Source organism: Streptomyces sp. BR1, assembly GCF_052373795.1.
Lineage (GTDB): Bacteria > Actinomycetota > Actinomycetes > Streptomycetales > Streptomycetaceae > Streptomyces.
Map to the genome: position 1 here is coordinate 4,553,721 of NZ_CM126252.1, position 25,489 is coordinate 4,579,209.

Below are 25,489 nucleotides of genomic sequence, written 5' to 3' on the forward strand. Positions count from 1 at the left end.
GGGTCCGGAGGCACGAACGCCTGCGACCAGCAAAGGCCCCTCATGCGACTGCGCAACGCCCTCGCCATCGGAATGACCGCGGCCACGGCCCTGTCCGGGACCTCCGCCGCGACGGCCGACGAGAGCGAGCCGCGCGGCCGCCACGGGCACGCCTCGCTCTTCGCCGCCAACCAGCCGGTCTGCGGGGACAAGGACGGTCCCGACTTCCCGTTCGACACCCGGATCCATGGCGGGCCCGCCGAGTACCACCCCGGTGGCGGCGCCCAGGTCTGGTACGTCGACCTCACCAACACCACCGCCCGCACCTGCCGCAACATCCACCCCGTCGTCGTCCTCGTCGACCGGGACCGGACGCTCAAGAACTCCCAGGCCAAGATGGAGTTCTTCGATACGTCGGCCGGGCGCCCGCACCCCGTCCCGTTCGAGCGGACGGACGAGGACGAGCACATCGGGGTGTTCGACGACGGGTTCCCCGGGTTCGTGATCGGTGCGGGGCAGACGGTCACGGTCAAGGTCCGGCTCGGGTTCACCGCCGACACCCGGGCCAACCAGGTCACCGTGAACGCGGCGGTCGTGCAGCGGCGGGGCGACAACGGGGAGTGGGTCGGGGAGTCCGGCGGGTACCGGTTCGGGATCGCGCCGCCGGGTGCGGTGGCGCCGCCTTCGTCCGAACTGGCCGAGCTGGGTGACGAGGACGACCTCGACGAGCTGGACGAGCTTGCCGAGACCGGGGCCCGTTCGCCGGTCGGGCTCGGGGGCGTGGCCGGGGGGCTGGTTCTTGGGGGTGGGGCGCTGGTGATCGGGTCTCGGAGGTTGCGGTTGCGGTTGCGGCGGCGCTGAGGTCGTGCCCGGGCCGACGGGTGCGGCGCTGTCGGCGTTGGGGCCGCAGCCGTGCCCGTACGCCGTGAGCCCGCATGCGAACATCCCCCTCGTGGACTACCCGAACGATCAAGCCCCCGGCGCCCCCGTCCGCTCCGGCATCCCCGAGCACGGGCGCATCCCCAAGTACTACGCCGTCAAGGCCCAAGTGGCCGCGCTCATCGACGAGTTGGGGGAGGGCGGGCTGCTGCCGACCGAACGCGATCTCGCCGTACAGTACGAGGTCGCCCGCGAGACCGTACGCCAGGCGCTGCGCGAGCTGCTGCTCGAAGGGCGACTGCGGCGGCAGGGGCGGGGCACGGTGGTGGCGGGCCCGAAGCTGGAGCAGCCGCTGTCCCTTGCGAGCTATACGGAGGGGGTGCGGCGGCAGGGGCGCCGCCCGGGGCGCGCTTTGATCTCCCTCGACCGGTTCCCGTGCCCGGCTGCGCTGGCCGCCGAGACCGGGCTCTCGCTGGGGGAGCCTGTGTGGCACATGGAGCGTGTGCTGCTCGCGGATGACGAGCGGGTGGGGCTGGAGAGTACGTATGTGTCTGTGGGTCGGGTGCCGCGTCTGGATGTGGAGTTCGAGCCGGACTCGTCGTTCTATGCGTATCTGCATGACCGGCTCGGGATTGTTTTCGGGGATGCGGATGAGCGGATCGAGACCGTTCTTGCCACGCCTCGGGAGGCGCTGCTTATCGGTACCCCGCCTGCGTTGCCGATGTTGCTGATTCATCGGGTTTCGCGCGATACGGCGGGGCTGCCGCTGGAGCGGGTGCGCACGTTGTACCGAGGGGATCGGTTCTCGTTCACCACGCATCTGGGCGGGGGCGGTTCTGTGTAGTCGGGCGTCTGCGGGCCGGTGGGGGCTTGTCGCGCAGTTCCCCGCGCCCCTAGGAGGTGGGGGTGCTGTGTCGTGTTGCCTGCGGATCGTGGGTGGTTGCTCGCGCAGTTCCCCGCGCTCCTTGTAGGGCCAGGCACTTTGTATAACAGACTCGTAACGGGTCTAGGCCAAACTTGAAGGGGCGTTCACCGTCCCGTCGTCGGGTGGACCCCTTTGGTCCACCCGCCCCGAGGACTGTTCACCGCGTGAGAGTCATCGTCGTTGGAGCCGGCGTGGTGGGAACCATGCACGCCTGGCACGCAGTGGAACGCGGCCACGAGGTCGTACAGATCGAGCGTGAGAGTGAGGCGCGCGGGGCATCCCTGCGTAACTTCGGGCAGATATGGGTCAGTGGCCGCGCCGGGGGCGAGGAGTTGGAGACCGCTCTGCGGGCCCGGGAGCTGTGGGAGGGCATCGGGGAGCGGGTTCCGGAGCTGGGGTTCCGGGCCTGCGGCTCGCTCACCCCCGTACGTAACGACCTCGAACTCGCCGTCGCCGAGGCCGCGTTGGCGCGCGAAGACGCTGCCGCCCGTGGGTACAAGCTGCTCACCGCCGACGAGGCGCGGGCCGTCAACCCCGCACTGCGTGGCGAATTCGCGGCCGCCCTGTGGTGTGAGCGCGATGCCGCTGTCGAGCCTCGTACCGCACAACTCGCGCTCAAAAAATCGCTGTTGGAGTCCGGGCGGTACACCTTCCTCGGAGGGCGTGAAGTCCGTGAGGTCATCGGTGAGAATGCCGTCCGCGACGATCACGGTGATGTCCACACCGGCGACGCCGTCGTCCTGTGTACGGGCGCGTGGCTCGGCGGGCTCGTGCGTGAGCTCGTGCCCGATCTGCCCGTTCGTCGCGTACGGCTGCAGATGATGCAGACCGAGCCGCTCGGCGAGACGCTGACCACGTCCGTCGCCGACGCCGACAGCTTCCGCTACTACCCGGCGTACGCGAGCGGCGCGCTCGACGCGCTCAACGCGGGCCAGGCGCAGGATCCGACGGCCGCCGCGCACAAGATGCAGCTCCTGATGGTGCAGCGCGCGGACGGCGGGCTGACGATCGGCGACACGCACGAGTACGAGCACCCCTTCGCCTTCGACGTCGTCGAGGAGCCGTACGAGCATCTGGCGCGCGTCGTCGAGTCCTTCCTCGGCCGCCCGATGCCGAAGGTCCGGCACCGCTGGGCCGGGGTGTACGCGCAGTGCACCGACACCTCCCGCGTCGTCCACCGCCAGCAGGTGCGTGACGGGGTATGGCTGGTGACCGGGCCGGGCGGACGCGGGATGACCTGCTCCCCGGCGATCGCCGAGCGGACCGCGAACGAGCTGGGCTGGTAAGGGAGTTGAGTGGCGTGACCCATACGTACAAGCTGGTCGTTCTTGACATGGCTGGCACCACCGTCGCCGACGGCGGGCTCGTCGAGCAGGCCTTCGCGGCCGCCGCCCGGCGGCTCGGCGAGGATCCGGCCGAGATGGTCGACTACGTCCGCGCCACCATGGGCGAGTCCAAGATCTCCGTCTTCCGGCATCTGTTCGGCACCGAGGAGCGGGCGCAGACCGCGAACACCGCCTTCGAGCAGGCGTACGGGGAGCTCGTCGCGGGCGGTCGGATCAGCGCTCTGCCCGGCGCCCGAGAGGCGATCGAGCGGCTGCGCGGCGAGGGGCGCACGGTCGTCCTGACCACCGGATTCGCCCGCGTCACCCAGGACGCCATCCTCGGCGCGCTCGGCTGGCGCGACCTCGTCGACCTCACCCTGTGCCCGGCGGACGCGGGGGGCCGGGGGCGGCCTTACCCGGACATGGCGCTGGCGGCGTTCCTGCGCACCGGCGCGGTGGACGGGGTGCGGGAGATCGCGGTGGCCGGTGACACCTCGTACGACATGCTCAGCGGGGTGCGTTCCGGCGCGGGCATCGTCGCCGGGGTGCTGACCGGCGCCCATGACACGGATGCGCTGCGGGCGGCGGGGGCGACCGATGTGCTCGGCTCGGTGGCCGAGCTGCCGGACCTCATCGCGCGGGCGGAAAGCTCATGACCGGCGGCGGCATACGGTTCGACGGGGTCAGCGTCGTCTACGACGGGAACACCGTCCTCGACTCGCTCGACCTCACCGTCGAGCCCGGCGAGGTCATGGCGCTGCTCGGGCCGTCCGGGTCCGGCAAGACGACCGCGCTGCGGGCCGTCGCCGGGTTCGTACGGCCCGCCGCCGGGCGGGTGTTCATCGGCGGCCGGGACGTCACCGCGCTGCCGCCGCACCGGCGCGGCATCGGAATGGTCGTGCAGCAGTACGCGCTCTTCCCGCACATGCGCGTCGCCGACAACGTCGCGTTCGGGCTGCGCGCCCAGAAGGCGCCCCGGGCCGAGATCCCCGGGCGGGTCGCCGAGGCGCTGGAGATGACCGGGATGTCGGCGTACGCGCGCCGCTATCCGCGCGAGCTGTCCGGCGGCCAGCAGCAGCGCGTCGCCATCGCGCGCGCCCTCGCCATCCGGCCGGGCGTACTGCTCCTCGACGAGCCGCTGTCGGCACTCGACGCCCAGCTCCGCTCCGGGATGCTCGCCGAACTCGCCCGGCTGCACCGCGAGTTGCCGGACGTCTCGATCCTCTACGTCACCCACGACCAGATCGAGGCGCTGACCCTGGCCGACCGGATCGCCGTCATGGACCGGGCCCGGCTGCGGGACTGCGGCACACCGCAGGACCTGTACCGGCGCCCTCGTACGGAGTTCACCGCGTCCTTCGTCGGCAACGCCAATCTGCTGCCGGTGCGGGTGGGTTCGGGGTACGTGTCGTTCGGCGGCACCTCGCTCGCGGTCGCCACGGACGAGGTCGCGGTGGGGGCGTCGGCCACGCTGTGCGTACGGCCGCACCTGGTCGGCCTGGGCGATGGCCCCAACGCCCTGCGCGGGCGGATCGCCGAGGTCCAGTGGCGCGGGTCCACGCATCGCCTGTACGTGGACGTGGCGGGCCACCGCATCAAGGCGGACCTGCGCGAACTGCGCGCGACACCGTCCTTGGGTGACGAGGTCACGCTCCACTTCGCGTCGGAGGACGCGGTGCTGCTGGGTGCGGGGGTGGCGGGTGATGGCTAGGTCCCGGACGCCTATAGGGGCGCGGGGAACTGCGCGACCAGCCACGCACGGTCCGCAGTCGAATGACCGCCCCTCCAGCGGAACGCTCGACGCCAAGTCACAGAGACTGGTGCCGAGTTGGGCATGGGCGCTTCCCCCCGTCCTCGTCCTCGGACTCACTTTCCTCTACCCCCTCGTCCTCGTCGTCAGACAGTCACTGACCCCCGACGGCGCGGACGGGATGTCGCTGACCCCGTACACAGACGTCTTCGCGTCCCACGCGTTCCGCGACGCACTCACCACCACGGTGTGGCTGGCGGCCGGGTCGACGGCCGGATGCGTCATCCTCGGGTTCACCCTCGCCCTCGTCATCGCCTTCGTCCCCTTCCCCGGCGGAAAGGCCGTCGCGCGGTTCATCGACGTCTTCCTCTCCTTCCCGTCGTTCCTGATCACGCTCGCGCTGCTGTTCATCTACGGCACGGTCGGCATGGCCAACGGGATGTGGACGGATGTGACCGGCGCGCACAGCGGGCCGTTCCAGTTCCTGACCACACCGTGGGGCGTACTGCTCGCGGAGATCACGTACTTCACGCCCTTCGTGATGCGGCCGCTGCTCGCCGCGTTCTCCCAACTGGACACCGCACAGCTGGAAGTGGCGTCGTCGCTCGGCGCGCGGCCCGCGCGGATCGTGCGGCGGGTGATCCTGCCCGAGGCGCTGCCCGCGCTCGCCGCCGGCGGCTCGCTCGTCCTCGTCATGTGCCTCAACGAGTTCGGCATCGTGCTCTTCACCGGGGCGAAAGGGGTCACCACCCTCCCCATGCTCGTCTACAGCAAGGCGATCCTGGAGTCGGACTACCCGGCCGCCTGTGTCGTCGCCGTCGTCAACATCGCGATCTCCGTGGGCCTCTACGGCCTCTACCGGGTGGTGAGCCGACGTGTTGGTGCATAGCCGCGGTGGCCGCTGGGCCACCTGGACCGTCTTCTTCGTCCTCTTCCTGCCGATCTTCGCGCTGCCGCTGCTCGTCATCGTCGCCGCGTCGTTCGCCACCAACTGGCCGGGCGCCTTCCCGTCCGGCTTCACCACCACCCACTACGACGCGGCCACCACCGGCGACTCGCTCCAGGCGCTCACCACCAGCCTGGTCACGGCCGTCTCCGCCAGCCTGCTCGCGCTGACCGTCGGGGCGTGGGCGGCGCTGGCCGCCGCCTCGCTGGGGAAGCGGGGCAAACGGGCCATGGACGCGCTGTTCGTGCTGCCCGTCGCCGTGCCGTCCGTCGTGGTCGGCCTCGCGGTCCTCGTCGCGTTCTCCAAGCCGCCGGTCCTGCTCAACGGCACGCGCTGGATCGTGATCCTCGCGCACACCGTTCTTGTCACGGCGTTTGCCTACCAGTCGGTTTCGGCCGCCATCGTGCGTCTGGACCCGATGTACGAGCAGGCCGCTGCCAGCCTCGGCGCCCGGCCCGCGTACGTCCTGTGGCGGGTCAGGCTGCCGCTCCTGCTGCCGTCCCTGACCGCGGCCGCCGGGCTCTGCTTCGCCCTGTCCATGGGCGAGTTGAGCGCCACGATGATGCTCTACCCGCCGGACTGGACGCCCCTGCCCGTACAGATCTTCGCGGCCACCGACCGTGGCTCGCTCTTCACCGGCGCGGCCGTCGCCGTGGTCCTCATGGGCACGACGCTGCTCGTCCTGCTCGCGGTCTCCCGTATCCGTACCAAAGCCAGCTTCAGATAACAGGCTTCAGACAACAGGAGTTCGAAACGTCATGCGCACAAGCCCCCTTAAGCCGATCGCCGCCGTGACCGGCAGCCTCGTCCTCGCCGCCACCCTCTCCGCCTGCGGCGGCTCCTCCTCCGCCGACTCCAAGGCGGACGAGAAGGTCGTCACCGTCTACAGCGCCGACGGCCTCAAGGGCGAGAAGGGCGACGGCTGGTACGACAAGGTCTTCGAGGACTTCGAGGCGAAGACCGGCATCAAGGTCAAGTACGTCGAGGGCGGCTCGGGCGAGATGGTGCAGCGCGCCGTCCGCGAGAAGTCCAACACGCAGGCCGACGTGCTGGTCACGCTGCCGCCGTTCATCCAGCAGGCCGACGCGAAGGGCCTGTTGCAGCCGTACGTACCGGTCGGCGCCGACAAGGTGCCGGACGCGCAGAAGAACGCCAAGGGCAAGTGGACGGCCGTCGTCAACAACTACTTCGGCTTCGTCTACAACAAGAAGGAGCTCACCCAGGCCCCCAAGACCTGGGAGGAGCTGCTCGACGGCAAGTACAAGAACAAGCTCCAGTACTCCACCCCGGGCGTCGCCGGTGACGGCACCGCCGTCGTCATCAAGGCGATGCACGACTTCGGCGGCAAGGAGGCCGCCATGGAGTACCTGAAGAAGCTCCAGGCCAACAACGTCGGCCCGTCCGCCTCCACCGGCAAGCTCGCGCCCAAGGTCGACAAGGGCGAGCTGCTCGTCGCCAACGGCGATGTGCAGATGAACTACGCCCAGGCCAAGACCATGCCCAACCTCGGCATCTGGTTCCCGGCGACCGGCACCGGCAAGCCGACCACCTTCGCGCTGCCGTACGCCGCCGGTCTCGTGGAGGCGGCCCCGCACACCACCAACGGCAAGAAGCTGCTCGACTTCATGCTGACCGAGCAGGCGCAGCAGGAGGTCAGCGCGATCGGCGGCGGCTTCGCGGCCCGTACGGATGTCAAGGCCACCGACGCCAACGCGACCGCGCTCGCGCAGCTGATGCAGGGCGTCGAGATCTTCAACCCGAACTGGCTCGACATCAGCACGCACCTGACCGAGTACGTGGACGCCTGGAAGTCGGCGACCGGCAGCTGATCCCGGGTCGCGCGCGATCCACCAGGTGATCGACCAGGTGAAGATCCGTGCATCTTGACTAGGCTGGGCGTTGTCGGCACCGCACAGCGTGGTGCGACCGGCATCGCCCAGCCCCCGCGCCCACCGGCGCACACCGCAGGAGAGTCCGCCTCATGGCAGAGCGCAAGCCGATCGAATCCTGGCTCACCGACATGGACGGGGTCCTCATTCACGAGGGCACGCCGATCCCGGGTGCGGACGCCTTCATCACCGGGCTCAAGGAGTCGGGCAAGCCCTTCCTGGTACTGACCAACAACTCGATCTACACCCCGCGCGACCTCCAGGCCCGCCTCGCGCGGATGGGCCTGCACGTCCCCGTCGACAACATCTGGACCTCGGCGCTGGCCACCGCGAAGTTCCTGGACGACCAGCGGCCCGGCGGTACCGCGTACGTCATCGGCGAGGCCGGTCTGACGACCGCGCTGCACGACATCGGGTACGTCCTGACCGACCACGAGCCGGACTACGTGGTCCTGGGCGAGACCCGTACGTACAGCTTCGAGGCGCTGACCAAGGCGATCCGGCTGATCAACGGCGGGGCGCGGTTCATCTGCACCAACCCGGACGAGACCGGGCCGTCCACCGAGGGCCCGCTGCCCGCGACCGGTGCGGTGGCCGCGCTGATCACCAAGGCGACGGGGAAGAAGCCGTACTTCGCGGGGAAGCCGAATCCTTTGATGATGCGGACGGGGTTGAATGCGATTGGGGCGCATTCTGAGACCAGCGCGATGATCGGTGACCGGATGGACACGGATGTCCTGGCCGGACTGGAAGCGGGGATGCAGACGTTCCTCGTGCTGACTGGGCTTACTCGGCCCGAGGATGTCGAGAATTTCCCGTTCCGGCCGTCTACTACTGTCGACTCGATCGCCGATCTTGTGAAGCTGATCTAGTCGCTGCGGGCCGGTGGGGGCTTGTCGCGCAGTTCCCCGCGCCCCTAAAGGCAGGCGTCCGGGCGCGTCCGGGATGGTGGGATGCCCCCGCGCCCCTAAAGACAGCCGTTCGGGCGCGTCCCGGATGCGAAATGAACCCGCGCGCGTGAATCTTCCTTCTAGGAGGTTCACGATGCGTTTTCGAGAGGTCACGCTCTGTGCGGCTGTGGCGGTGGCTGCTGCTGTGATGCCGGTGTCCGGGGCTGCGGCGGAGTCCGAGCCGCACGGGTCGGTGACGGTGACGCCGTCCACGATCGCGCCGGGCGGTGAGGTGGACCTGCGGGTCAGTGTGTGCAGCGGGCGGCAGGCCGTCGGGACCTCGGAGGCCTTCGTGGCGCAGGCGAACTTCGCGCCTGCCGCCGACGGGGGCCTCTTCGCGCAGGCCAGGATCCGCTCCGACGCCCAGGCGCGCGACTACGACATCTGGGTCAACTGCAAGGACAGCGCAGGGCAGGCCGGCGGCCGGGTCACGGTCGTCCGCGGCGGCAACCGCGACGGACACGACGACCATCACGGACGTCCGACCCCGCACGCCCCCGTTCACGCGGGCGGCGGCGGCACCGCCCGGCTCGCCTCGGACCACCAGCCCACCGAGCAGGGCCCGGGCACCAAGCACGCCGTGATCGGCCTGGCCCTGGCGGCCGTGGCGGCGCTCGCCGTGGCGGGCCGGGGCGTACGGCGCCGGCGCCGTAGCGACTGAGGCGCCACCCGTGTCCAGCGAGCGCGCGTCCGGCACCGGGCGGCTGCTCACCGGGGTCGCCTGGGCGGTCCTGCTGCTCGGCCTGTGGCTGTGGGGCCGCGAGGTCAGCGACGGCCCGGGCGGCAGCTCGGCGCCGACCACGGGCGATGTGGCGGCGGTGGGGCGCCCGCTGGGCGTGGCGCTGCCGCCCGCGCACGACCCGGTGACGGCGGCGCCGCCACAGCGTGTCGAGATCCCGTCGATAGGCGTGACCGCACCCGTCGTGCCGCGCGGCCTCGACACCTCGGGCGCGGTCGATCCGCCGCCGTACGGCCGGCCGGGCACGGTCGGCTGGTACGCCGCCGGGGCCCAGCCCGGTGCCCCGGGCGCGGCGCTGCTCGTCGGCCATGTCGACACCGAGAGCAAACCGGCCGTCTTCTACGGCCTGAGCGCCACCCGCCCCGGCCAGAAGGTCGACGTGGTCCGCGCGGACGGTTCGGTCGCCGAGTTCACCATCGACGACGTACGGGTCTTCACCCGCGACCGGTTCGACGCGCACAAGGTGTACGGGCCGCGCGAGGGGGGCCGCGCCGAGCTGCGGCTGATCACCTGCGGGGGCACGTACGACCGCAAGGCGCGTACGTATACGGCGAATGTGGTGGTCTCCGCCTATCTGACGGATGTACGGGCGCCGCGTACGGCGGCGGTCAAGTCCTGAGCGCGCGTGGGTAGTTGGACCGGGCACCTGGCCCGGCCGACGGCCCGCTCCCCCCGGAGCCGCCGGCCGGGCTGGTCCTCGACCGTGGGCGCGCGGGCTGCGGGAGAAGCCCGGCGCCGCCACGGGAGGCTCAAGGGGAACGGCGTCGCACTGCGGCCGGGGCTGGGGCCGACGCGACCACTGTAGAACCGGTGTGCGCTTTCGGCCTAGGCCCGGATAACGCCAAGTCGCCTTCCGTGTGCGCTCGGTGGGGATCGCGTCGGTACGGGACGTCCGGGTGTGCCACGATGGATCGGGGGAAGCGTCCGGGGAAGCACGTTTGAGGGGGATCGGATGTTCCGGAGCTGTGCGCGGGCGGGCGCGGTCGCTGTGGGCGCGGCGCTGCTGCTGACGTCCTGCTCGTCGTCGGACGGTGGCAAGAAGCCGACGGTGGCGCAGCAGCCCAAGTCGGTCGACCCGTTCTGGGTCAACCCGGACGGCAACGCCTCGCGGCAGGTCGCGACGTACCGCAAGGACGGCGACGACTCCAACGCCGCGCTGATCTCTAAGATCGCGGAGCAGCCGGTCGGGGAGTGGATCGGTCCGGAGAACCCGGAGTCGGAGGCGAAGGGCTTCACGGAGGCCGCGGCCAAGGCCGACCGTACGGCGCTGCTCGTGCTCTACAACATCCCGCACCGCGACTGCGGCCAGTTCTCCAAGGGCGGGGCGGCGGACGGGGACGCGTACCGGGCGTGGGTGGACAAGGTGGCCGCAGGGATCGGTGACCGGGGCGCCACGGTGGTCCTGGAGCCGGACGCGGTCCTGCACCTCGTGGACGGCTGCACCCCGCCCCAGTTCGCCGAGGAGCGGTACGACCTGCTGAAGAAGGCGGTCTCGCGGCTGAAGCGGCAGCCGGGGGTGAAGGTGTACGTGGACGCGGGCAACGCGGGGTGGCAGCAGCCGGACGCCCTTGACGACCCGCTCCGTCGGGCGGGCGTGGACCTCGCCGACGGCTTCGCGGTGAACGTCTCGAACTTCCAAACAACAGCCGCCAGCAAGGACTTCGGCCACAAGCTCTCCACGAAGCTGTCCGGCAAACACTTCGTGATCGACACCAGCCGCAACGGCAACGGCCCCTATACGGGCGGCGACCCGAAGGAGACGTGGTGCAACCCGCCGGGGCGCGCGCTGGGCGAACGCCCGACGACGCACACGTCCGACCCCTTGGTGGACGCGTACGTCTGGGTCAAGCGCCCCGGCGAATCGGACGGGGACTGCAAAGGTGGTCCGAAGGCGGGGGAGTGGTGGGCGGAGTACGCGCTGGGGCTGTCGCGCAACACGAAGTAAGCCCCACCCCGCCCCTTCCCGAAAGCCTCCGGCGGGTGTCGTTCGTCTGCGGCCCGGTGGGGGCTGGTCGCGCAGTTCCCCGCGCCCCTGGGTAGTTAGGGGCGCGGGGAACTGCGCGAGCAACCCAGCACGGTCCGCAGCCAAAGTGGGGTGCAGGGGCGGAGCCCCGCTTACCCACCCGCCCCAGCCGGGGTCCGGGGCGCAGCCCCGGGAGACCCACCTCCACCCCCACCCACCCCCGGAGGGTCTAGGTGAAGGGGCGGGGTGGGGCTCAAGCGCCGGAGGCGCCTACGGCACCTCCACCCACACCGCCTTGGACGGCACACCCTCCCCGTCCGTGACGAACAGCATGTACCAGCCCGGCGGGACCAGGTTGCGGCTCTTGGGGACCGTGACCTGGACGCCGTCCGCCGTCTTCGAGACGTCCAGCGCGATCGACCGCTGATCGATGTCCGTGACGTGCGTCGTCGCGCTCGGCCGGATCAGCCGCGCCGTCTTGATCGACGCCGCGTCCTTGGACTTGTAAGTCCCACTCGCGCCCAGCGCAAGCGACTTGGGCCCCTCGCCCAGGTCCGGCTGCTTGCCCTTGCCCTTGTACAGATACGGCGGCGTATAGATCTCGATGCGCTGCTCGAACACGCCCGGCTTCGTGTCGTCCTTGTCGGCGAAGAGCGAGTCGCCGCCGAACGTCACGACCCGGCCGTCGGGGAGAAGGATCGAGCCCGAGTGGTAGTTGCGGCCGACCTCCGGATCCGCCACCCGCCGCATCGTGTTCGTCTTCGCGTCATAGATCCGCGCCTGGTGCAGATTGGACCCGCCCCGGCCCCGGTAGTCCTTGGAGCCGCCGCTGATCAGCATGGTGTCGTCGGGCAGGACCGAGGTCTCGGGGTAGCGGGTGCCCTCCGAGAGCGAAGGGCCGTCCTTGAAGGTCGGGTTCGGGTCCTTCAGGTCCACGATCCGCGTCTTCTTCGACGACTTCGCCGACTCGCCGACACCCCCGCCGCCGATCACCATGTACTTCTCGTCCTGCGCCGGCGGCATGAGCACCGTGCCCGACGTCTCCATCTCGGCCGCGTCGCTCAGCCCGGGGATCTTGGTGAACTTGTTGCTGTCGAAGTCCCAGATGCCCGGGTCGCGCCCGACGTTGTCCGGCCCGTACCCCGCGTTGGAGCCCGAGTAGAACAGCTTGCCGTTCTGGAGCAGGAACACCGCCGGATACGTGGGGAACTGCATGATCCCCTTGGTGTACGTCCACTTCTTCGTCTTCGGGTCGTACACCTCGTTCTTGCCCGGCACCAGCTGCCCGATGTCGTCCAGGCCCGACAGCGCCAGGACCTTGCCGTCGGCCAGCGTGGTCAGCGTCGGGTACCAGCGCGCCTCGTTCATGGGGTCGACGGTGATGTACCGCTCGGCGACCGGGTCGAACTCGTACGCGTCCCGGATCCCCTGGAAATCCTTCTTGTCCAGGGCGAGCTTCTGCGCGATGCCGTACACGTTGCGGGTGTCGGAGCCGGTGAGGCCCTGGATGCGGTAGTTGTCCTCGGTGCCGGTCTCGTGCTCGGTGCCGGACTCCTGGGCCTCGACGTAGATCCGCCCGAGCCCGGCCTCCGTACGCAGGAACTTGCCGGTCTTCTTGTCGAAGGTCTTCTTGGCCCGCGAGACGAGGACGGGGTCCTTGGAGACGAACGTCTTGCCGTTGGACTTGCCGGTGAACCGGGTGCCCGCGGGCAGCGTGATCGGCTTGTCCGGGTCCTCGTTGTGGACGATCATCAGGCCGCCGGCCTTGGTGACGTCGCCCTTGAGCTTCTCGTACCGCTTGGTGCCGCCCGCGATCAGCAGATTGCCGTCGGCCAGCTGGGTGTGGCCGGTGCAGAACAGGTCGTTGGGCGTGTGGATCTTCTTGAAGGTGTTCTTCTCCGGGTCCCACAGCACCGTGTCGAACTTCTTCGCGTCGAAGTTCTTGGCGTTGTTGCCGGAGCCCGCGACCAGCAGGATCTTGCCGGTGTGCAGGAGCGCCGCGTGGATCGTGTTGAGGCGGAACTGCTTGGGCATGTCGACCATGTCCCAGTGGCCGTTGTCCGCCTTGTACCCCGGCTGGTTGATCTTGTAGTCGTGGTACTGGTCCGTGGAGAACCGGTACAGCCAGGGCCCGTTGGCGCCCGCGAGCGCGAGGACCACCGCCGTACCGATCGCCCAGCGGCGGGTACGGCGGCTCGGACGGTATCTCATGGGTTACGTCCCCCAAGCACGATCTGCACGGTCTGGTCGTCGGCCGGTCCGTCCGTCCCGGGCCCGGCCTGTGACCTGGGCTGAGGGAGCGGCTGAGGTCCGGCCTGGGCCTCGGGGGCCGGGGCCCACTGCGGGCGCTGCTGCGGATGCGGCGGCTGCGCCTGAGTCGGCGGCGCGGGCGGCCCCGAGCGGCGCCGCTTGCCGCGCTTCTTCTTCTCCGCCCGTACGGTCCACCGCCAGCCGATGATCGGCGCGGCCGTGATCAGCAGGGCAAGGGCGGCCCAGGTGATCATCGCGGGGTGGCTGTGGCCGTTGAAGAGCGAGGCGGTCAGCGAGCCGCCGAAGACCACGATGAAGAACAGGTGGATGCGGAAGGTGCCGAAGAGCGTGTCCGGGCTGGACGAGTCGCCCTTGGGCGTCACCACGAAGGAGCTCTTGCGGCGCAGTACGGCGTCCATCAGCGAGCGGGCGTAGATCGGCGCGGAGAGCGCGGACATCACCATGCCGGCGATCCCGCCGGAGCCCTCCGGCTCGTGCGGCGAGACGTTGTGGCGCCGGTTCCAGATGTAGAGCCCGATCTGGAGGGCCGAGGCGTTGCCGTACAGCATCATCCAGATGACCGGGTCGATCTGCACACCCGAGGCGCCCAGGCCCAGGAACAGGGCGCAACTGAGCGCCGCCAGGATCCAGTTGAGGGCCGACATCGGGTAGAAGATGATCATCATCGTGTAGTTGAAGAGCTTGCCGACGGGCAGCGTGGTGAAGCCCTTCCAGTACTGCTTGAGGATCGTCTCGTACGTACCTCTCGACCAGCGCAGCTGCTGGGTGAAGAAGTCGGTCCAGGCGGACGGGCCCTCGCCGACGGCCAGCACGTCCGGGGTGTAGACCGAGCGCCACTTGTTGCCGGTCGCCGGGTTGCTGTGCCGGTGCATCTCGAAGCCGGTGGCCATGTCCTCGGTGATCGAGTCGTACAGGCCGCCGATCTGCTTCAGCGCGCTGATGCGCACCGCGTTGCTGGTGCCGACGAACATCGGCGCGCCGTACTTGTTGCCCGCGCGCTGGATCAGCGCGTGGAAGAGGAACTGCTGGGACTCGGCGGCCTTGGTGACGAACGTGTCGTAGTTGCCGTAGACCTGCGGGCCGATGACGAAGCCGACGTCCGGGTCGCGGAAGTAACCGAGCATCCGCTCCAGGTAGTTGGGCAGCGGCACATGGTCGGTGTCGACCGAGGCGAAGAAGTCGTAGTCGCCGCCGTGCGCTTCGAGCCAGGCGTTGTAGTTGCCGTGCTTGGTCTTGGCGCGGTGCGGGCCCTTGGGCTGGTTCCAGCGGGATATGCCCTTGCGGGAGAAGTGGTGCACCCCGAGGCGCGCACAGACCTCCTTGACCGCCGGGTCGTCGCCCTCGTCGAGCAGCCAGACGTGCATCAGGCCGCGGTGGCGGATGCGGACCGCCGCCTCAAGCGTCTTGGTCACCATCTCCAGCGGCTCCTTGCCGGGCACGAAGGAGGTGAGGAAGGCGACCTTGGTGCCGGTCTCGGGCACCACGGGAATCGGATCGCGGGCGACCAGGGTCGCGTGCGCGTTCGACAGGACGTTCATCGTCCGGAAGAGCTCGATCAGTCCGATCGAGACCAGCATGACGATGTCCAGGACCAGCAGGGACTGCGAGGCGTGGTCGCGCTTGGTCCAGTGCTCCGGCTGCATCAGCCAGGCGAACAGGCCGAGCGAGACCAGCGGGGCCGCGCCGAGCAGCAGGGCCGCGCGTATCCGGTGCGGCTCCTGCGAGAGCAGCGACCGGTACTGCACGCGGTACGGCTTCGTCGGATCCGGCTGGGTGAGCGGGCCGGCGAGCCTGCTGTAGTGCTCGTAGTCGTAGCGGGGCAGGGACTTTTTCAGCCGCTGCCGCGCCGCTCCGGCCCGCAGATGCGCGGGGATCCGGAGCTGGGTGGTCTGGGACGGGTCATCGTGTTGCCGGGCGCCGGTCGGCGTCGACGTCATGAGTCATCCCCCCGCACGCAAAGGTCCGCTTGCGTGTGTGTCGTGTTCCTGCGTCCGCGTCGGTCCCCCTCGACCGGCGCGGACGTACTGATGGTCAGTCAGGGGCGGGCCGCACCCTTGTTCTAGACATGGGACGTGACCCTTCCGGTTGCATGATGCCTTCATCGGCACCGCTTTATGAACGGGGCCCCCACCCCGTGGTCCGCGCAACCGGGACATTCCCCTCCGAATCGCTCGCGCGGCGTCCCATGCCCTCCAACTGATGGAGCCGCGCACCCCCTTGGGGCCAATGGCCCCCCAGTCAGGTTTCTATGTCGACCGGCTTGATCGCAAGGGTGAAACAAGCTGTTTACCGGTCATACACGGGCTTTACGGGGCGCTTGTGCAGGGCGTACGGATTTCGGGTAGGGCTCCCGTGGCAGTGCGACGCGCCGCATGGCCCCATGGGCGCGGGCGTACGCCCGGGAAAACGACCGCGACCCCCTCACCGATGGTGAGGGGGTCGCGACTGTCTGTGCGCCGCCAGGGACTCGAACCCCGGACCCGCTGATTAAGAGTCAGCTGCTCTAACCAACTGAGCTAGCGGCGCTTGCTGACAACGAGAACTCTACCGGACGCGGACGGGTGGTTCTGACCGGCGCCACGCGGTGAGATGTTCGTTTCATCCGTTTTGATCCGTCAAAATGCGATTTGTGCGGACAGTTGGAAAGCTGTCGCCCGTGCAGAAGCGCAGAAAAGATCTTCAAAGGCCACGAGAACTCCGGGAGCGGCAGGTGACGCGTATGGCGGCGGGGCTGGAGTTGCCGCAGTTCGAGGAGTACGAACCGGTGGGTGCGTGCGGGTGCGCGGGGTGCGCGGAGCGGCGGCGCCCGGCCGCCCGCCCGCTCCGCGCCGGCGGCGCCCGCGCGATTGTCCTGGCGACGGCGGCGGGGGTGGTCCTGAGCGGGACCGCGACTGCGGCCGCCGTGGACGGGGCGGGCCGGGACGTCGGCGTCGGCCGGGACCGGGGTGCGGGCCGGGACGCCGCGCCCGGCCACAGCGCGGCTGCGGCGCGTTCCGGCCCGCCCGGCCACGCCTCCGCCGCCGGGCGCCCCGGCCACCCCGCCCCCCACGACCGCGCCCGCGACGGCGACGGGGCCACAGGCCAGGACGACGAGCCCGTCACCGCGCAGGGTGTGACCAGTGCCTTGCACGGGAGCCCGGGCGGTGTGGGCGGGCTGACACCGTCGCGACGGCTTCAGCCGATGACGCGGGCCGACATCGTCAACCGGGCCAAGAAGTGGGTGAGCGCCCAGGTCCCGTACAGCATGGACGAGTACTGGTCGGACGGGTACCGCCAGGACTGCTCCGGCTTCGTCTCCATGGCCTGGAACCTCGGCACCAACGAATGGACCGGCAGCCTCGCCACGTTCGCGGTGCGGATCACCAAGGACGAGCTCCAGCCCGGCGACATGCTGCTCTTCCACAACCCCGACAACCCGACCCGAGGCTCGCACGTCGTGATCTTCGGCGGCTGGACCGACTACACGCACACCTATTACGTCGCGTACGAGCAGACGCCCCCGAACGCCCGCAAGCAGCCCACCCCGTACGCGTACTGGAGCAACTCCACCCGCTATCTGCCCTACCGCTACAAGGGCCTCAGCAACGGAACCTTCGGAGCCGCCCCGGCCACCGCGACGGACAGCGCCCCCGACAAGCCCGTGACGGACAAGCCCTCCGCCGCCTTCCCGGGCGCGGGCTCCTTCGGGCCGGGCGCGAACAACAGCAGCGTCACCCGCCTCGGCCAGATGCTCGTGGCGCGCGGCGGCAAGCGCTTCTACACCGAGGGCCCCGGACCGCGCTGGGGCGACGCGGACCGCCGGGCGACCGAGGCGTTCCAGCGGGCGCAGGGCTGGACCGGCGCGGAGGCCGACGGGCTGCCCGGCCCCGACACCTGGAGCCTGCTGGTCAAGGGCACGGGCAAGGACATCCCCGCCGCCCGCACCCCCTCGACCGTGACCCCGGCGTCCTTCGTGACCGCCGCCGGCTACCCCGGCGCGGCGTACTTCCGCCCCGGTCAGTCCAGTGCGTACGTGACCGAGCTCGGCCGCCGGCTCGTGCTGAAGGGCTTCGGCCGCTACTACACATCCGGCCCCGGACCCGACTGGGAAGAGGCAGACCGCCGCAACGTCGAGGCGTTCCAGCGAGCCCAGGGCTGGCGCGGCGCCGAGGCCGACGGCTACCCCGGCCCCGAGACCTGGCGGCGGCTTTTCGCATGACGGAGGTATCGATGCAGCAGCAGACGACGAACGTGACGGACGGCGGCGGCGACGGCGGTGGTCCCGGGGGCACCCCGGGCCGCCGGGTCGCGGTGATCAAGGGTGAGGCCACCGCCGAGATCCCCGTGCACCTGCTCTTCCGGGACGACACCGGCACCGGTCCCGTGGTGCCGCAGCCCCTCGCCCCGGTCCCGGCCCGCCGTGCGGCCCGGCCCGCGCCGCCGGCCGCGCCCGCTCGGCCCGCGACGCCCGGTGACCCGGGGCTCGTCGAGCGGCCCGGGCCCGTGCTGCCCGGGATGGTCGCGGTCGGGGCGGGAGTCGCGGCGCTCGCCGGGTGCGCGGCGGTGATCTGGTCGGCCCGGGTGCTCCCGGCCGCGCTGACCGGGGTGCCGCGCCTGCACTCGTATACGCAGGGAGGTACGGGGATCGGCCCGACGCGCTGGGCGCTGCTCGTCCTCGGCGTGGCTATCGCGGTCGTCTGCTTCGGCGGGCTCGGGCGGGGCCGGGTCGGATACGCCTGGGTGCTGTCGCTCTTCGGCGACTACCGGGGGAGCGTGCGCCGCACGGGGCTGATGTGGACGAACCCGCTGCTGCTGCGCCGCCGGGTCGACGTACGGCTGCGGCACTGGCGCAGCGAGCCGATGCCCGCGGTCGACGCGGACGGCACCGCGCTGCGGGTGGTGGTCCTGGTGGTGTGGCGGGTCAGGGACACCGCGCGGGCGGCGCTCGCGGTCGAGGACCACGTCGTCTATCTGCGCGAACAGGTGGAGGCGGCGATGGCCCGGGTCCTCTCGCAGCTCCCGGCCGACGCCTTCCACGAGGACGCCCCGACCCTGCGCGACGCGGAGGCCGTCGGGGACGCGCTGACCCGGCTGCTCAAGGCGGAGGTGGCGCCGGTCGGGATCGAGGTGTACTCGGCGCAGCCGACCGTGATCGAGTACGCGCCCGAGGTCGCGGCCGCGATGCGGCGGCGGCGGATCGCGGCGATCGACGCGCGGCACCGCGAGACGGTGCTGACCTCGGTGGTGGACGCGGTGGAGGACACGGTCACCCGGCTCACCTCGCGCGGCCTGGTCGAGCTCGACGACTACGAGCGCAGGGCGCTGGTGAAGGACCTGACGGTGGCGTTCTACACGGGCAGGGGTGGGGCGGAGGGAGCGTAGGGGAGAGGTTCGGGCGAGTGGGAGACCCGGCCGTGTGATTGGTCTGGACATGTTCAACTGGCGTGAATAGTCTGGTAGTTGGTCCAGACCAAGACTGGACCATGCTCCATCACGGACGCGCGCGTGCCCGATCCCGGAACTCCCCCACGTTCTCCAGGAGCGTCAGCATGCGGAAAAAGAAGCTGAGCGCGGCCGTGGTCGCGCTCGTGGCGGCGGGGACCTCCCTGCTGGCCACTTCGACCGCGAGCAGCCACGGCTACACCGATCAGCCACTGAGCCGCCAGAAGGTGTGCGCCAACGCCCACGACTGCGGCGAAATACAGTGGGAGCCGCAGTCCGTCGAGGGGCCGAAGGGCTTCCCGGACGCCGGTCCCGACGACGGCGCGATCTGTTCGGGCGGCAACAGCAGGTTCGCCGAGCTGGACGACCCGCGCGGCGGCACCGGCTGGCCCACGACCCAGTTGACGGCAGGTCAGACGTACACCTTCCGCTGGCAGTTCACGGCCATGCACGCCACGACGGACTTCAAGTACTACATCACCAAAGACGGCTGGGACCCGAGCCAACCGCTCACCCGGGACGCACTCGACCCGCAGCCGTTCCTGACCGTCCCCTTCTACGGTCAGCGCCCGCCGTCCACGCTCTCCCACGAGGGCACGCTCCCCGCCGGCAAGACGGGCCGCCACCTGATCCTCGCGGTCTGGACGATCGCGGACACGGGCAACGCGTTTTACGCCTGCTCGGACGTGCAGTTCTGACGTCTGGTTCTGCGAACGGCGATTGCCCGGCTCGCTCGTGGTGAGCCAGCCGGGCAATCGTGTACGTGTGGTGACTACGCCACCAGCTCACCCTCCGGCGCCTCGGCCTCGACCGGTGCGGGCTCCGCCGCCGGGGTGCCGCGCAGCAGCGCCACCGCCAGGACCGCCGTGCCCAGGAGCAGCACCGTGCCGCCGACCGCCGCGTACTGCATCCCGTGGACGAAGGCCTCCCGGGCCGTCGTCACCAGCGCGTGGTCGGCGCTCGCGACGGCCGCGCCCAGGGTCTCGCGGGCGGCGGGCGGAGCCGAGTCGGGCATGTCGGAGCGGTAGACCGCGGTGCCGATCGAGCCCAGGACCGCCATGCCGAGCGCGCCGCCGAACTCCTGGCCGGTCTCCAGGAGCGAGGCCGCCGAGCTCGCCTTCTCGGCCGGGGCCGAGGCCAGCGCCATGTCGGAGACGAGCGCCATCACCGTGACGATGCCGCTGGCGATCACCGCGGCGCCGGTCAGGACGAGCCAGAGGGAGTCGGTGCCGGTGAGGGCGAGGATGCCGTAACCCGCGCCGCCGATGACGAAGCCGGACGCGATGACCGGGGCCTTGCCGACCTTCGCCGCCACGGCCGTCGCCGTCGGGGCCGCGATGCCCACCGCGACCGAGGGGGCCAGTGACCACAGGGCCGCCTCCATGGTGCCCATGCCGAGCACCGACTGGAGGTACTGCGTGGTGAAGTACGCGGAGCCCATCATCGCGAAGGCGGCGACGGCGTTGAGCGAGATCCCGGCGCCGAAGACGCGGTCGCGGAAGAGTTCACGGCTGATCATCGCGTCACGCTTGGTGCGCTGGCGGCGGACGAAGACCCAGCCGATCGCGAGGCCCGCGGCCACCGAGAGCAGTCGCGTCCAGCCGAATCCCTCGGCCGCGAACTCCTTCAGCCCGTACACCACCGGCAGCACCGCGCCCATCGACAGCGGCACGCTCAGCAGGTCGAACTTGCCCGGCGCCGGGTCCTTGAACTCGGGGACCAGGATGGGGACGAGGACCAGCAGGAGCAGCATCGCGGGCACGTTGATCAGGAACACCGAGCCCCACCAGAAGTGCTCCAGCATCACGCCGCTCATCACCGAGCCGAGCGCGATGCCGCCCGCCATGGCGCCCGACCAGATGCCGATCGCCTGACCGCGCTGCTTGTCGTCGCGGAACATGTTGCGAACCAGGCCCATGGTGGAGGGCATCAGGGTGGCCCCGCCGACGCCGAGCAGGGCGCGGGCCGCGATGAGCATCTCGGCGCTGGTCGCGTACGCCGCCGTCACCGAGGCGAGGCCGAACGCCGTCGCCCCGATCAGCAGCAGCTTGCGGCGCCCGATCCGGTCACCGAGCGACCCCATCGTGATGAGCAGCCCGGCGAGCGCGAAGGCGTACACGTCGAAGATCCACAGCTGCTGGGTGGCGCTCGGGTCCAGCTCCCGGGTGATCGACGGGATGGCGAAGTAGAGGACGGAGACGTCCATCGAGACCAGGAGGAGCGGCAGCAGGAGGACGACGAAGGCGGTCCATTCCTTGCGGCCGGCGCGGAGGCCGGCCGGGCTGCTCGGGCTGTTCGTGCTCGGCGAGTGCGTCATGGCAGGAACTGTACGGCTGTTTAAAACGCTTGTCTAGAACGAATGTATAAGACATGTGTACGGCCCCTTCCGGAGGTGCGGGAAGGGGCCGTACGCAAGGCAGTCGGGGTCTTGGTGGGCTAGGGCTTGGGCTGCCAGGGAGGGGTCTGATTCCACCCCCACTGAGGCACGTGGGAGCCGGTCCCCTCCACCGGCGGCGGGTTCGGCCCGGAGTAGAGGAGTGCCATCCGGGTGCCCCACTCGATGTAGTACGCGAACACCGCGCGGAACTCCGGGTCTTCGGCGAGCCCCACCTCGTCCGCCGAGTCCATCAACAGCGCGATCCAGCGCCGCCGTTGCTCCTCGGTGATGCCCCGGCCGAGGTGGCGCGCGGCCATGTGGTCGTGGCCGCCGTGGGAGGCGGTGTAGTCGGCGGGCCCACCGAAGACCTCGGCGAGCCAGACGGCCACGTGGTGGGGGTGCTCGGCCGGAGCACCCGCGAACACCGGCGCGAGCACGGGGTCCTTGTGCACATGCCCGTAGAACACCTCGGTCAGCCGGTCCAGGGCCGCTTGGCCACCCATCCACTCGAAGATGCTGGGAGTGCCCGGAGTGCCGTCGCTCATACGCTGTCTTCACTCTCCTGTGCCGGTGGTGCCGATGACTCCGCCTGACGGTCGGGCCCCTGGGCGCGCACCTCTCGCACCCGCTCCAGGGAGTCGCGCAGATCCCCGAGCCAGTCGTCGGTGTGACTCTGCACCAGTCGTACGCACCAGGCGAGCGCATCACTACGACTGCGGGCGACCCCGCCGGCGACCAGAGTGTCGAGCACCTGCCGCTCCGGCTGCCGCAGCCGGGTCATGACGGGCGCGGCGACATGCGTGAACAGAGCCCGCCGCCCCCCGCACTCCGCCCCCCAGGACACCTTCCGCCCATACCGCTGCTCGGCCTCCCGCGCCACGGCGATCCGCTCGTCCCGCGTGCGCTCGCGAAACTCCTGGATCCGCCCGTCGAACGCGGCGTCCCGCTCGACGGCGGAGACCCCATCGCCGACCTCGGGCTCGGGGATACGCCCGATGACGGTGATCTCCTCCCGATCGACCACCACCTCCACCAGACGCTCATAGACATCGTCCGGTATGCGGCCGGAAAACCAGCCGCGAAGCTGCTCGTGCTGTTCGGCTGTAATCATGTAATCAACGTTACTCAGGCATGGCGGTTTGCCAAGGGTGTTCACCGTAAGGGAACGCGGGCCGTATTGGTCCAGACCTAGTTACGGTTCCTCGGTAAGAACTCCACCCCCGGAGACAGCCCCACGCTCTACGCCAGCGACCAGGACAGCTACGTCATCCAAGGCCGGAAGGTCTTCGCCGACGAACTGCTCATGCAGCTCGATGTACCCGAAGGGCAGACGGTCGTCGAGGTGCCGACCGAGCTGTTCGAGCACCTGACCAAGGACGGCCAAGTGTCCGGCGAGATCAGGAAGTTCACCGCCCCGATCATGCTCGTCACAGAACAGGGCACGTGCGTGCTCCAGGGCCCCGAAATGCACGATCCTGAAGCCCTCGGTCAGATGCGCCTGCCCGACTACGAGACCTGCATCGAGGTCCCCAGGTCCTCGATCACGGCCCTGTTGGAGGAAGACGATGGACCTGATCACTCCTGCTCAGCGTGACGAGCTGTTCAACAGCTTCGAACGCGACGCCTTCCACCTGGAGCTCAGAGACGACTACGGCTCGCCCATCGAGGACACGCCGTACGCCCGATGGCAGCGGGGCGAACCCGATGACTACGCCTGGCTCGACGAGTGGATGGCCTTGATGAAGCGGGTCACCGGCGAAGGCAAGACGGTGCGCCGCGTGCGGGTGGTGTCGGAGCCGCACAGCCAGTACGTCACGTGGGAGCGCTCGCTGACCCACCTCAACATCGACGTCGGCGAGGACATCCGGTGGCTACCGCGGCACAGCTTGCCGGGCGGCATCACCTTCCCCGTGGACGGCGATGACTGGTGGCTCTTCGACGACCGGGTGCTGGCCGTCGGCCGCTTCGACCTGGAGGGCCGTGTCCTGGGTTCCGAGATCATCGAGGACCCCGACACGGTGGCCGCATGCGTCCGCGTACGCGACCTGCTCTGGGCCGATGCCATTCGGCACGTCGAGTACAAGCCCTGATCCATCAGTGAGTCACCAAGCACAAGAAGCACGAGAGGCGCTAGGTGCCCGGCTTCGCGGATTCCGCAAGGATGCGGGGTTCGCCAGCGGCCGGGCATTCGCCGTGGCCACGGGGTGGGCGGAGTCGAAGGTCTCCCGGCTTGAGAACGGCAAGCAGAACCCCAGCGAGGCCGACATCCGCACCTGGTGCGTCACCACCGACCGGCCAGAGCAGATCCCCGACCTGATCGCGACCGTCCGGCGCATCGACGAGCTGTGGCTGGAGTGGCGCCGACAGCTGGAGCCCGGCGCGGAAGAACGACAGAAGAAGGCCTTGCCGGTCTACGCCAGGACGAAGGTCTTCCGCATCTGGCACCCGACGCTGGTGTGGGGAACGCTCCAGACGGCGGAGTACGCGGCGGAGACCTTCCGCCAGGTCGTGGACTACTACGAGATCCCCGACGACGTGGAAGCCGCCACGGCCAAACGACTGGAACGACAGCAGTACCTGTACCGAGGCGACCGGATCTTCAACGTCGTCCTCGGTGAGCAGGCGCTCTACACCAACTTCGGCGGGCCAGAGGTGATGTTGGGGCAGCTCGACCGCTTGCTGGCGGTGATGCGGCTGCCCCGGATGAGCCTGGGCGTCATCCCGCGCTCCGCACCCATCGGTATCTGGCCTGGCAACTCGTTCTCGATGTTCGACGACAAGCTCGTCCTGGTGGAGACCTACTCGGCGGAGTTCTCCGTCACGCAGCCCCGAGAGATCGAGCTGTACACCAAGGCGTTCGCCCTCTTGAAACGATCAGCCGTCTACGGCACCACGGTCCGGGACCTGATCCTCGCCGCCATCCAGCACTTCGATCAGATGCCGAGGGACTAGGCAGTCGCGATGCAGAGGCGCCCGGAGGTCGAGCCGTGACCAACACCGAGCAGCAGGATGCCGCAGTCACCGACCCGAAGCTGCTGGCAGCGATGTTCGCCGACGCCGTTGGCCCCCGCCAGCATCCGACCCCCGAAACGACCGCAACCCCCTCACCATTGGTGAGGGGGTTGCGACTGTCTGTGCGCCGCCAGGGACTCGAACCCCGGACCCGCTGATTAAGAGTCAGCTGCTCTAACCAACTGAGCTAGCGGCGCCTGCTGACAGAGAAAATACTACCTGGTCCGCGGGGGTGCTCCTGACCACCCGCAGGCGGGACCCGCCCTGGGCGCGGACCGGGCGCGGGGCGGGGAAACGACACGCCTAGATCGCCAGCGACAGCACCACCGGAGCCGCCCGGCGGTTCAGGGTGTCGGCTGCCGAGCGCAGGCGGTGGGCGTGTTCGATCGGCATGGAGAGCGCCAGGCAGCCGACTGCCGAGCCTGCCGTGAGCGGGACGGCCGCGCAGACCGTGCCGACCGCGTACTCCTGGAGGTCCAGGACCGGGACCGTCGCCGGCTGGGCGTCCAGTTTGGAGAACAGGATCCGCTCGTTGGTGATCGTCCGGGACGTCAAGCGGGCGATCTTGTGGCGGGACAAGTGGTCTCGGCGGCCGTTCTGGTCCAGCTGAGTGAGCAGGCATTTGCCTACCGCGCTCGCGTGGGCCGCCGAGCGGAAGTCCACCCACTCGTTGACCTTCGGGGCGCGCGGCCCGTCCGCGTACTGGGTGATCTTCACCTCGCCGTCGATGTACCGGCTGATGTAGACCGCCGCGCCGACCGAGTCGCGCAGCTCGGTGAGGGTGCTCTGGAGCTTGGCCTCCAGGGCCTGCTGGCGCACGGCGCCGGAGCCGAGGAGGACCGTCGAGTCGCCGATGACGTACGCGCCGTCGGCGACCTGCTCCACATAACCCTCGCAGCGGAGCATCAGAAGAAGTGAGGCGAGATGTGCGGTCGGCAAACCGGTCTCTCGTGCGATCTGGACATCCGTCACGCCGCCGGCGTGCTTGGAGATCGTCTCCAGGACGCGGAAGGCGTACTGCACCGAATGGAACGGCGCGGTCGGCTCGGGCTTCAGCGCCACG

24 protein-coding genes and 2 tRNA genes are annotated in these 25,489 nt (G+C 69.9%); 18 read left to right on the forward strand and 8 right to left on the reverse strand.

The genetic code is table 11. From position 1 onward, the window contains the following. Positions 1-42 precede the first annotated feature (42 nt). From ACT1U9_RS19860 to ACT1U9_RS19915, 12 genes are all read left to right on the forward strand, one after another. Positions 43-840: a hypothetical protein gene (locus tag ACT1U9_RS19860; protein WP_444534041.1), complete on the forward strand. Its 798-nt coding sequence runs from the start codon at positions 43-45 to the stop codon at positions 838-840. Between the two features lie 91 nt (positions 841-931). Further along, positions 932-1,702 carry a GntR family transcriptional regulator gene (locus ACT1U9_RS19865; RefSeq protein ID WP_444534042.1) on the forward strand — a complete coding sequence of 257 codons (771 nt, stop codon included), beginning with the start codon at positions 932-934 and terminating at the stop codon, positions 1,700-1,702. A gap of 245 nt (positions 1,703-1,947) precedes the next feature. Beyond that, on the forward strand, positions 1,948-3,069 hold the full coding sequence (locus ACT1U9_RS19870; protein ID WP_444534043.1) for a TIGR03364 family FAD-dependent oxidoreductase: 1,122 nt from the start codon (positions 1,948-1,950) through the stop codon (positions 3,067-3,069). Beyond that, positions 3,063-3,764: a phosphonatase-like hydrolase gene (locus tag ACT1U9_RS19875; protein WP_444539193.1), complete on the forward strand. Its 702-nt coding sequence runs from the start codon at positions 3,063-3,065 to the stop codon at positions 3,762-3,764. The genes ACT1U9_RS19870 and ACT1U9_RS19875 overlap by 7 nt, the downstream gene beginning before the upstream one ends. Next, a complete protein-coding gene (locus ACT1U9_RS19880) occupies positions 3,761-4,819 on the forward strand; it encodes an ABC transporter ATP-binding protein (RefSeq protein ID WP_444534044.1) in 1,059 nt (352 codons plus the stop codon). Before ACT1U9_RS19875 ends, ACT1U9_RS19880 begins: the two co-directional genes overlap by 4 nt. Next, positions 4,812-5,747, forward strand: coding sequence for a 2-aminoethylphosphonate ABC transporter permease subunit (locus ACT1U9_RS19885; protein WP_444534045.1), 936 nt, complete (start codon positions 4,812-4,814; stop codon positions 5,745-5,747). Before ACT1U9_RS19880 ends, ACT1U9_RS19885 begins: the two co-directional genes overlap by 8 nt. Further along, positions 5,734-6,531 (forward strand): ABC transporter permease, encoded by a 798-nt coding sequence (locus ACT1U9_RS19890; RefSeq protein ID WP_444534046.1) that lies wholly within the window; start codon positions 5,734-5,736, stop codon positions 6,529-6,531. The genes ACT1U9_RS19885 and ACT1U9_RS19890 overlap by 14 nt, the downstream gene beginning before the upstream one ends. A gap of 31 nt (positions 6,532-6,562) precedes the next feature. Then, positions 6,563-7,633, forward strand: coding sequence for a 2-aminoethylphosphonate ABC transporter substrate-binding protein (locus ACT1U9_RS19895; RefSeq protein ID WP_444534047.1), 1,071 nt, complete (start codon positions 6,563-6,565; stop codon positions 7,631-7,633). Between the two features lie 152 nt (positions 7,634-7,785). Continuing rightward, entirely contained in the window at positions 7,786-8,565 is a 780-nt protein-coding gene (locus tag ACT1U9_RS19900) for an HAD-IIA family hydrolase (RefSeq protein WP_188278257.1), read from the forward strand. Between the two features lie 172 nt (positions 8,566-8,737). Beyond that, positions 8,738-9,304, forward strand: coding sequence for a hypothetical protein (locus ACT1U9_RS19905; protein WP_444534048.1), 567 nt, complete (start codon positions 8,738-8,740; stop codon positions 9,302-9,304). A 10-nt stretch (positions 9,305-9,314) separates the two neighbouring features. Next, a complete protein-coding gene (locus tag ACT1U9_RS19910) occupies positions 9,315-10,001 on the forward strand; it encodes a class F sortase (RefSeq protein WP_444534049.1) in 687 nt (228 codons plus the stop codon). Between the two features lie 333 nt (positions 10,002-10,334). Then, positions 10,335-11,327, forward strand: a complete 993-nt coding sequence (locus ACT1U9_RS19915; protein WP_444534050.1) for a glycoside hydrolase family 6 protein — start codon at positions 10,335-10,337, stop codon at positions 11,325-11,327. A gap of 288 nt (positions 11,328-11,615) precedes the next feature. Here the strand turns inward: ACT1U9_RS19915 and ACT1U9_RS19920 are convergent, their stop codons facing one another. From ACT1U9_RS19920 to ACT1U9_RS19930, 3 genes are all read right to left on the reverse strand, one after another. Beyond that, complete coding sequence (locus tag ACT1U9_RS19920) at positions 11,616-13,556, reverse strand: galactose oxidase-like domain-containing protein (protein ID WP_444534051.1); 1,941 nt, start codon at positions 13,554-13,556, stop codon at positions 11,616-11,618. Next, complete coding sequence (locus tag ACT1U9_RS19925) at positions 13,553-15,553, reverse strand: glycosyltransferase family 2 protein (RefSeq protein WP_444534052.1); 2,001 nt, start codon at positions 15,551-15,553, stop codon at positions 13,553-13,555. The genes ACT1U9_RS19920 and ACT1U9_RS19925 overlap by 4 nt, the downstream gene beginning before the upstream one ends. Before the next feature lie 515 nt (positions 15,554-16,068). Beyond that, positions 16,069-16,142, reverse strand: a tRNA-Lys gene (locus ACT1U9_RS19930). Between the two features lie 205 nt (positions 16,143-16,347). Here ACT1U9_RS19930 and ACT1U9_RS19935 point away from each other — a divergent pair. The 3 genes from ACT1U9_RS19935 (at position 16,348) to ACT1U9_RS19945 (ending at position 19,735) form a co-directional block, all read left to right on the forward strand. Further along, complete coding sequence (locus ACT1U9_RS19935; protein WP_444539194.1) at positions 16,348-17,814, forward strand: peptidoglycan-binding protein; 1,467 nt, start codon at positions 16,348-16,350, stop codon at positions 17,812-17,814. Beyond that, positions 17,811-18,977, forward strand: coding sequence for an SPFH domain-containing protein (locus ACT1U9_RS19940; RefSeq protein WP_444534053.1), 1,167 nt, complete (start codon positions 17,811-17,813; stop codon positions 18,975-18,977). Before ACT1U9_RS19935 ends, ACT1U9_RS19940 begins: the two co-directional genes overlap by 4 nt. 167 nt (positions 18,978-19,144) lie before the next feature. After that, positions 19,145-19,735, forward strand: coding sequence for a lytic polysaccharide monooxygenase auxiliary activity family 9 protein (locus tag ACT1U9_RS19945; protein ID WP_444534054.1), 591 nt, complete (start codon positions 19,145-19,147; stop codon positions 19,733-19,735). Positions 19,736-19,809: 74 nt separating this feature from the next. Here the strand turns inward: ACT1U9_RS19945 and ACT1U9_RS19950 are convergent, their stop codons facing one another. From ACT1U9_RS19950 to ACT1U9_RS19960, 3 genes are all read right to left on the reverse strand, one after another. Further along, positions 19,810-21,354: an MFS transporter gene (locus ACT1U9_RS19950; protein WP_444534055.1), complete on the reverse strand. Its 1,545-nt coding sequence runs from the start codon at positions 21,352-21,354 to the stop codon at positions 19,810-19,812. Between the two features lie 119 nt (positions 21,355-21,473). Continuing rightward, on the reverse strand, positions 21,474-21,959 hold the full coding sequence (locus ACT1U9_RS19955; RefSeq protein ID WP_444534056.1) for a group II truncated hemoglobin: 486 nt from the start codon (positions 21,957-21,959) through the stop codon (positions 21,474-21,476). Further along, positions 21,956-22,525, reverse strand: a complete 570-nt coding sequence (locus ACT1U9_RS19960; protein ID WP_444534057.1) for a hypothetical protein — start codon at positions 22,523-22,525, stop codon at positions 21,956-21,958. Before ACT1U9_RS19960 ends, ACT1U9_RS19955 begins: the two co-directional genes overlap by 4 nt. Before the next feature lie 192 nt (positions 22,526-22,717). On the opposite strand from ACT1U9_RS19960, the gene ACT1U9_RS19965 reads away from it, so the two are divergent. Genes ACT1U9_RS19965 through ACT1U9_RS19975 form a run of 3 tightly spaced genes read left to right on the forward strand, consistent with a single transcriptional unit; the run spans position 22,718 to position 24,366 of the window. Next, positions 22,718-23,008, forward strand: a complete 291-nt coding sequence (locus tag ACT1U9_RS19965) for a hypothetical protein (RefSeq protein WP_444534058.1) — start codon at positions 22,718-22,720, stop codon at positions 23,006-23,008. After that, a complete protein-coding gene (locus ACT1U9_RS19970; RefSeq protein ID WP_444534059.1) occupies positions 22,980-23,504 on the forward strand; it encodes a DUF6879 family protein in 525 nt (174 codons plus the stop codon). Before ACT1U9_RS19965 ends, ACT1U9_RS19970 begins: the two co-directional genes overlap by 29 nt. Next, on the forward strand, positions 23,473-24,366 hold the full coding sequence (locus tag ACT1U9_RS19975) for a helix-turn-helix domain-containing protein (RefSeq protein WP_444534060.1): 894 nt from the start codon (positions 23,473-23,475) through the stop codon (positions 24,364-24,366). The genes ACT1U9_RS19970 and ACT1U9_RS19975 overlap by 32 nt, the downstream gene beginning before the upstream one ends. Before the next feature lie 183 nt (positions 24,367-24,549). Here ACT1U9_RS19975 and ACT1U9_RS19980 read toward each other — a convergent pair. Beyond that, a tRNA-Lys gene (locus ACT1U9_RS19980) sits at positions 24,550-24,623 on the reverse strand. A gap of 106 nt (positions 24,624-24,729) precedes the next feature. Further along, the gene (locus ACT1U9_RS19985; RefSeq protein ID WP_188278241.1) at positions 24,730-25,488 is read right to left on the reverse strand and encodes an IclR family transcriptional regulator; all 759 of its coding nucleotides are present in this window, start codon (positions 25,486-25,488) and stop codon (positions 24,730-24,732) included. Position 25,489: the final 1 nt, after the last annotated feature.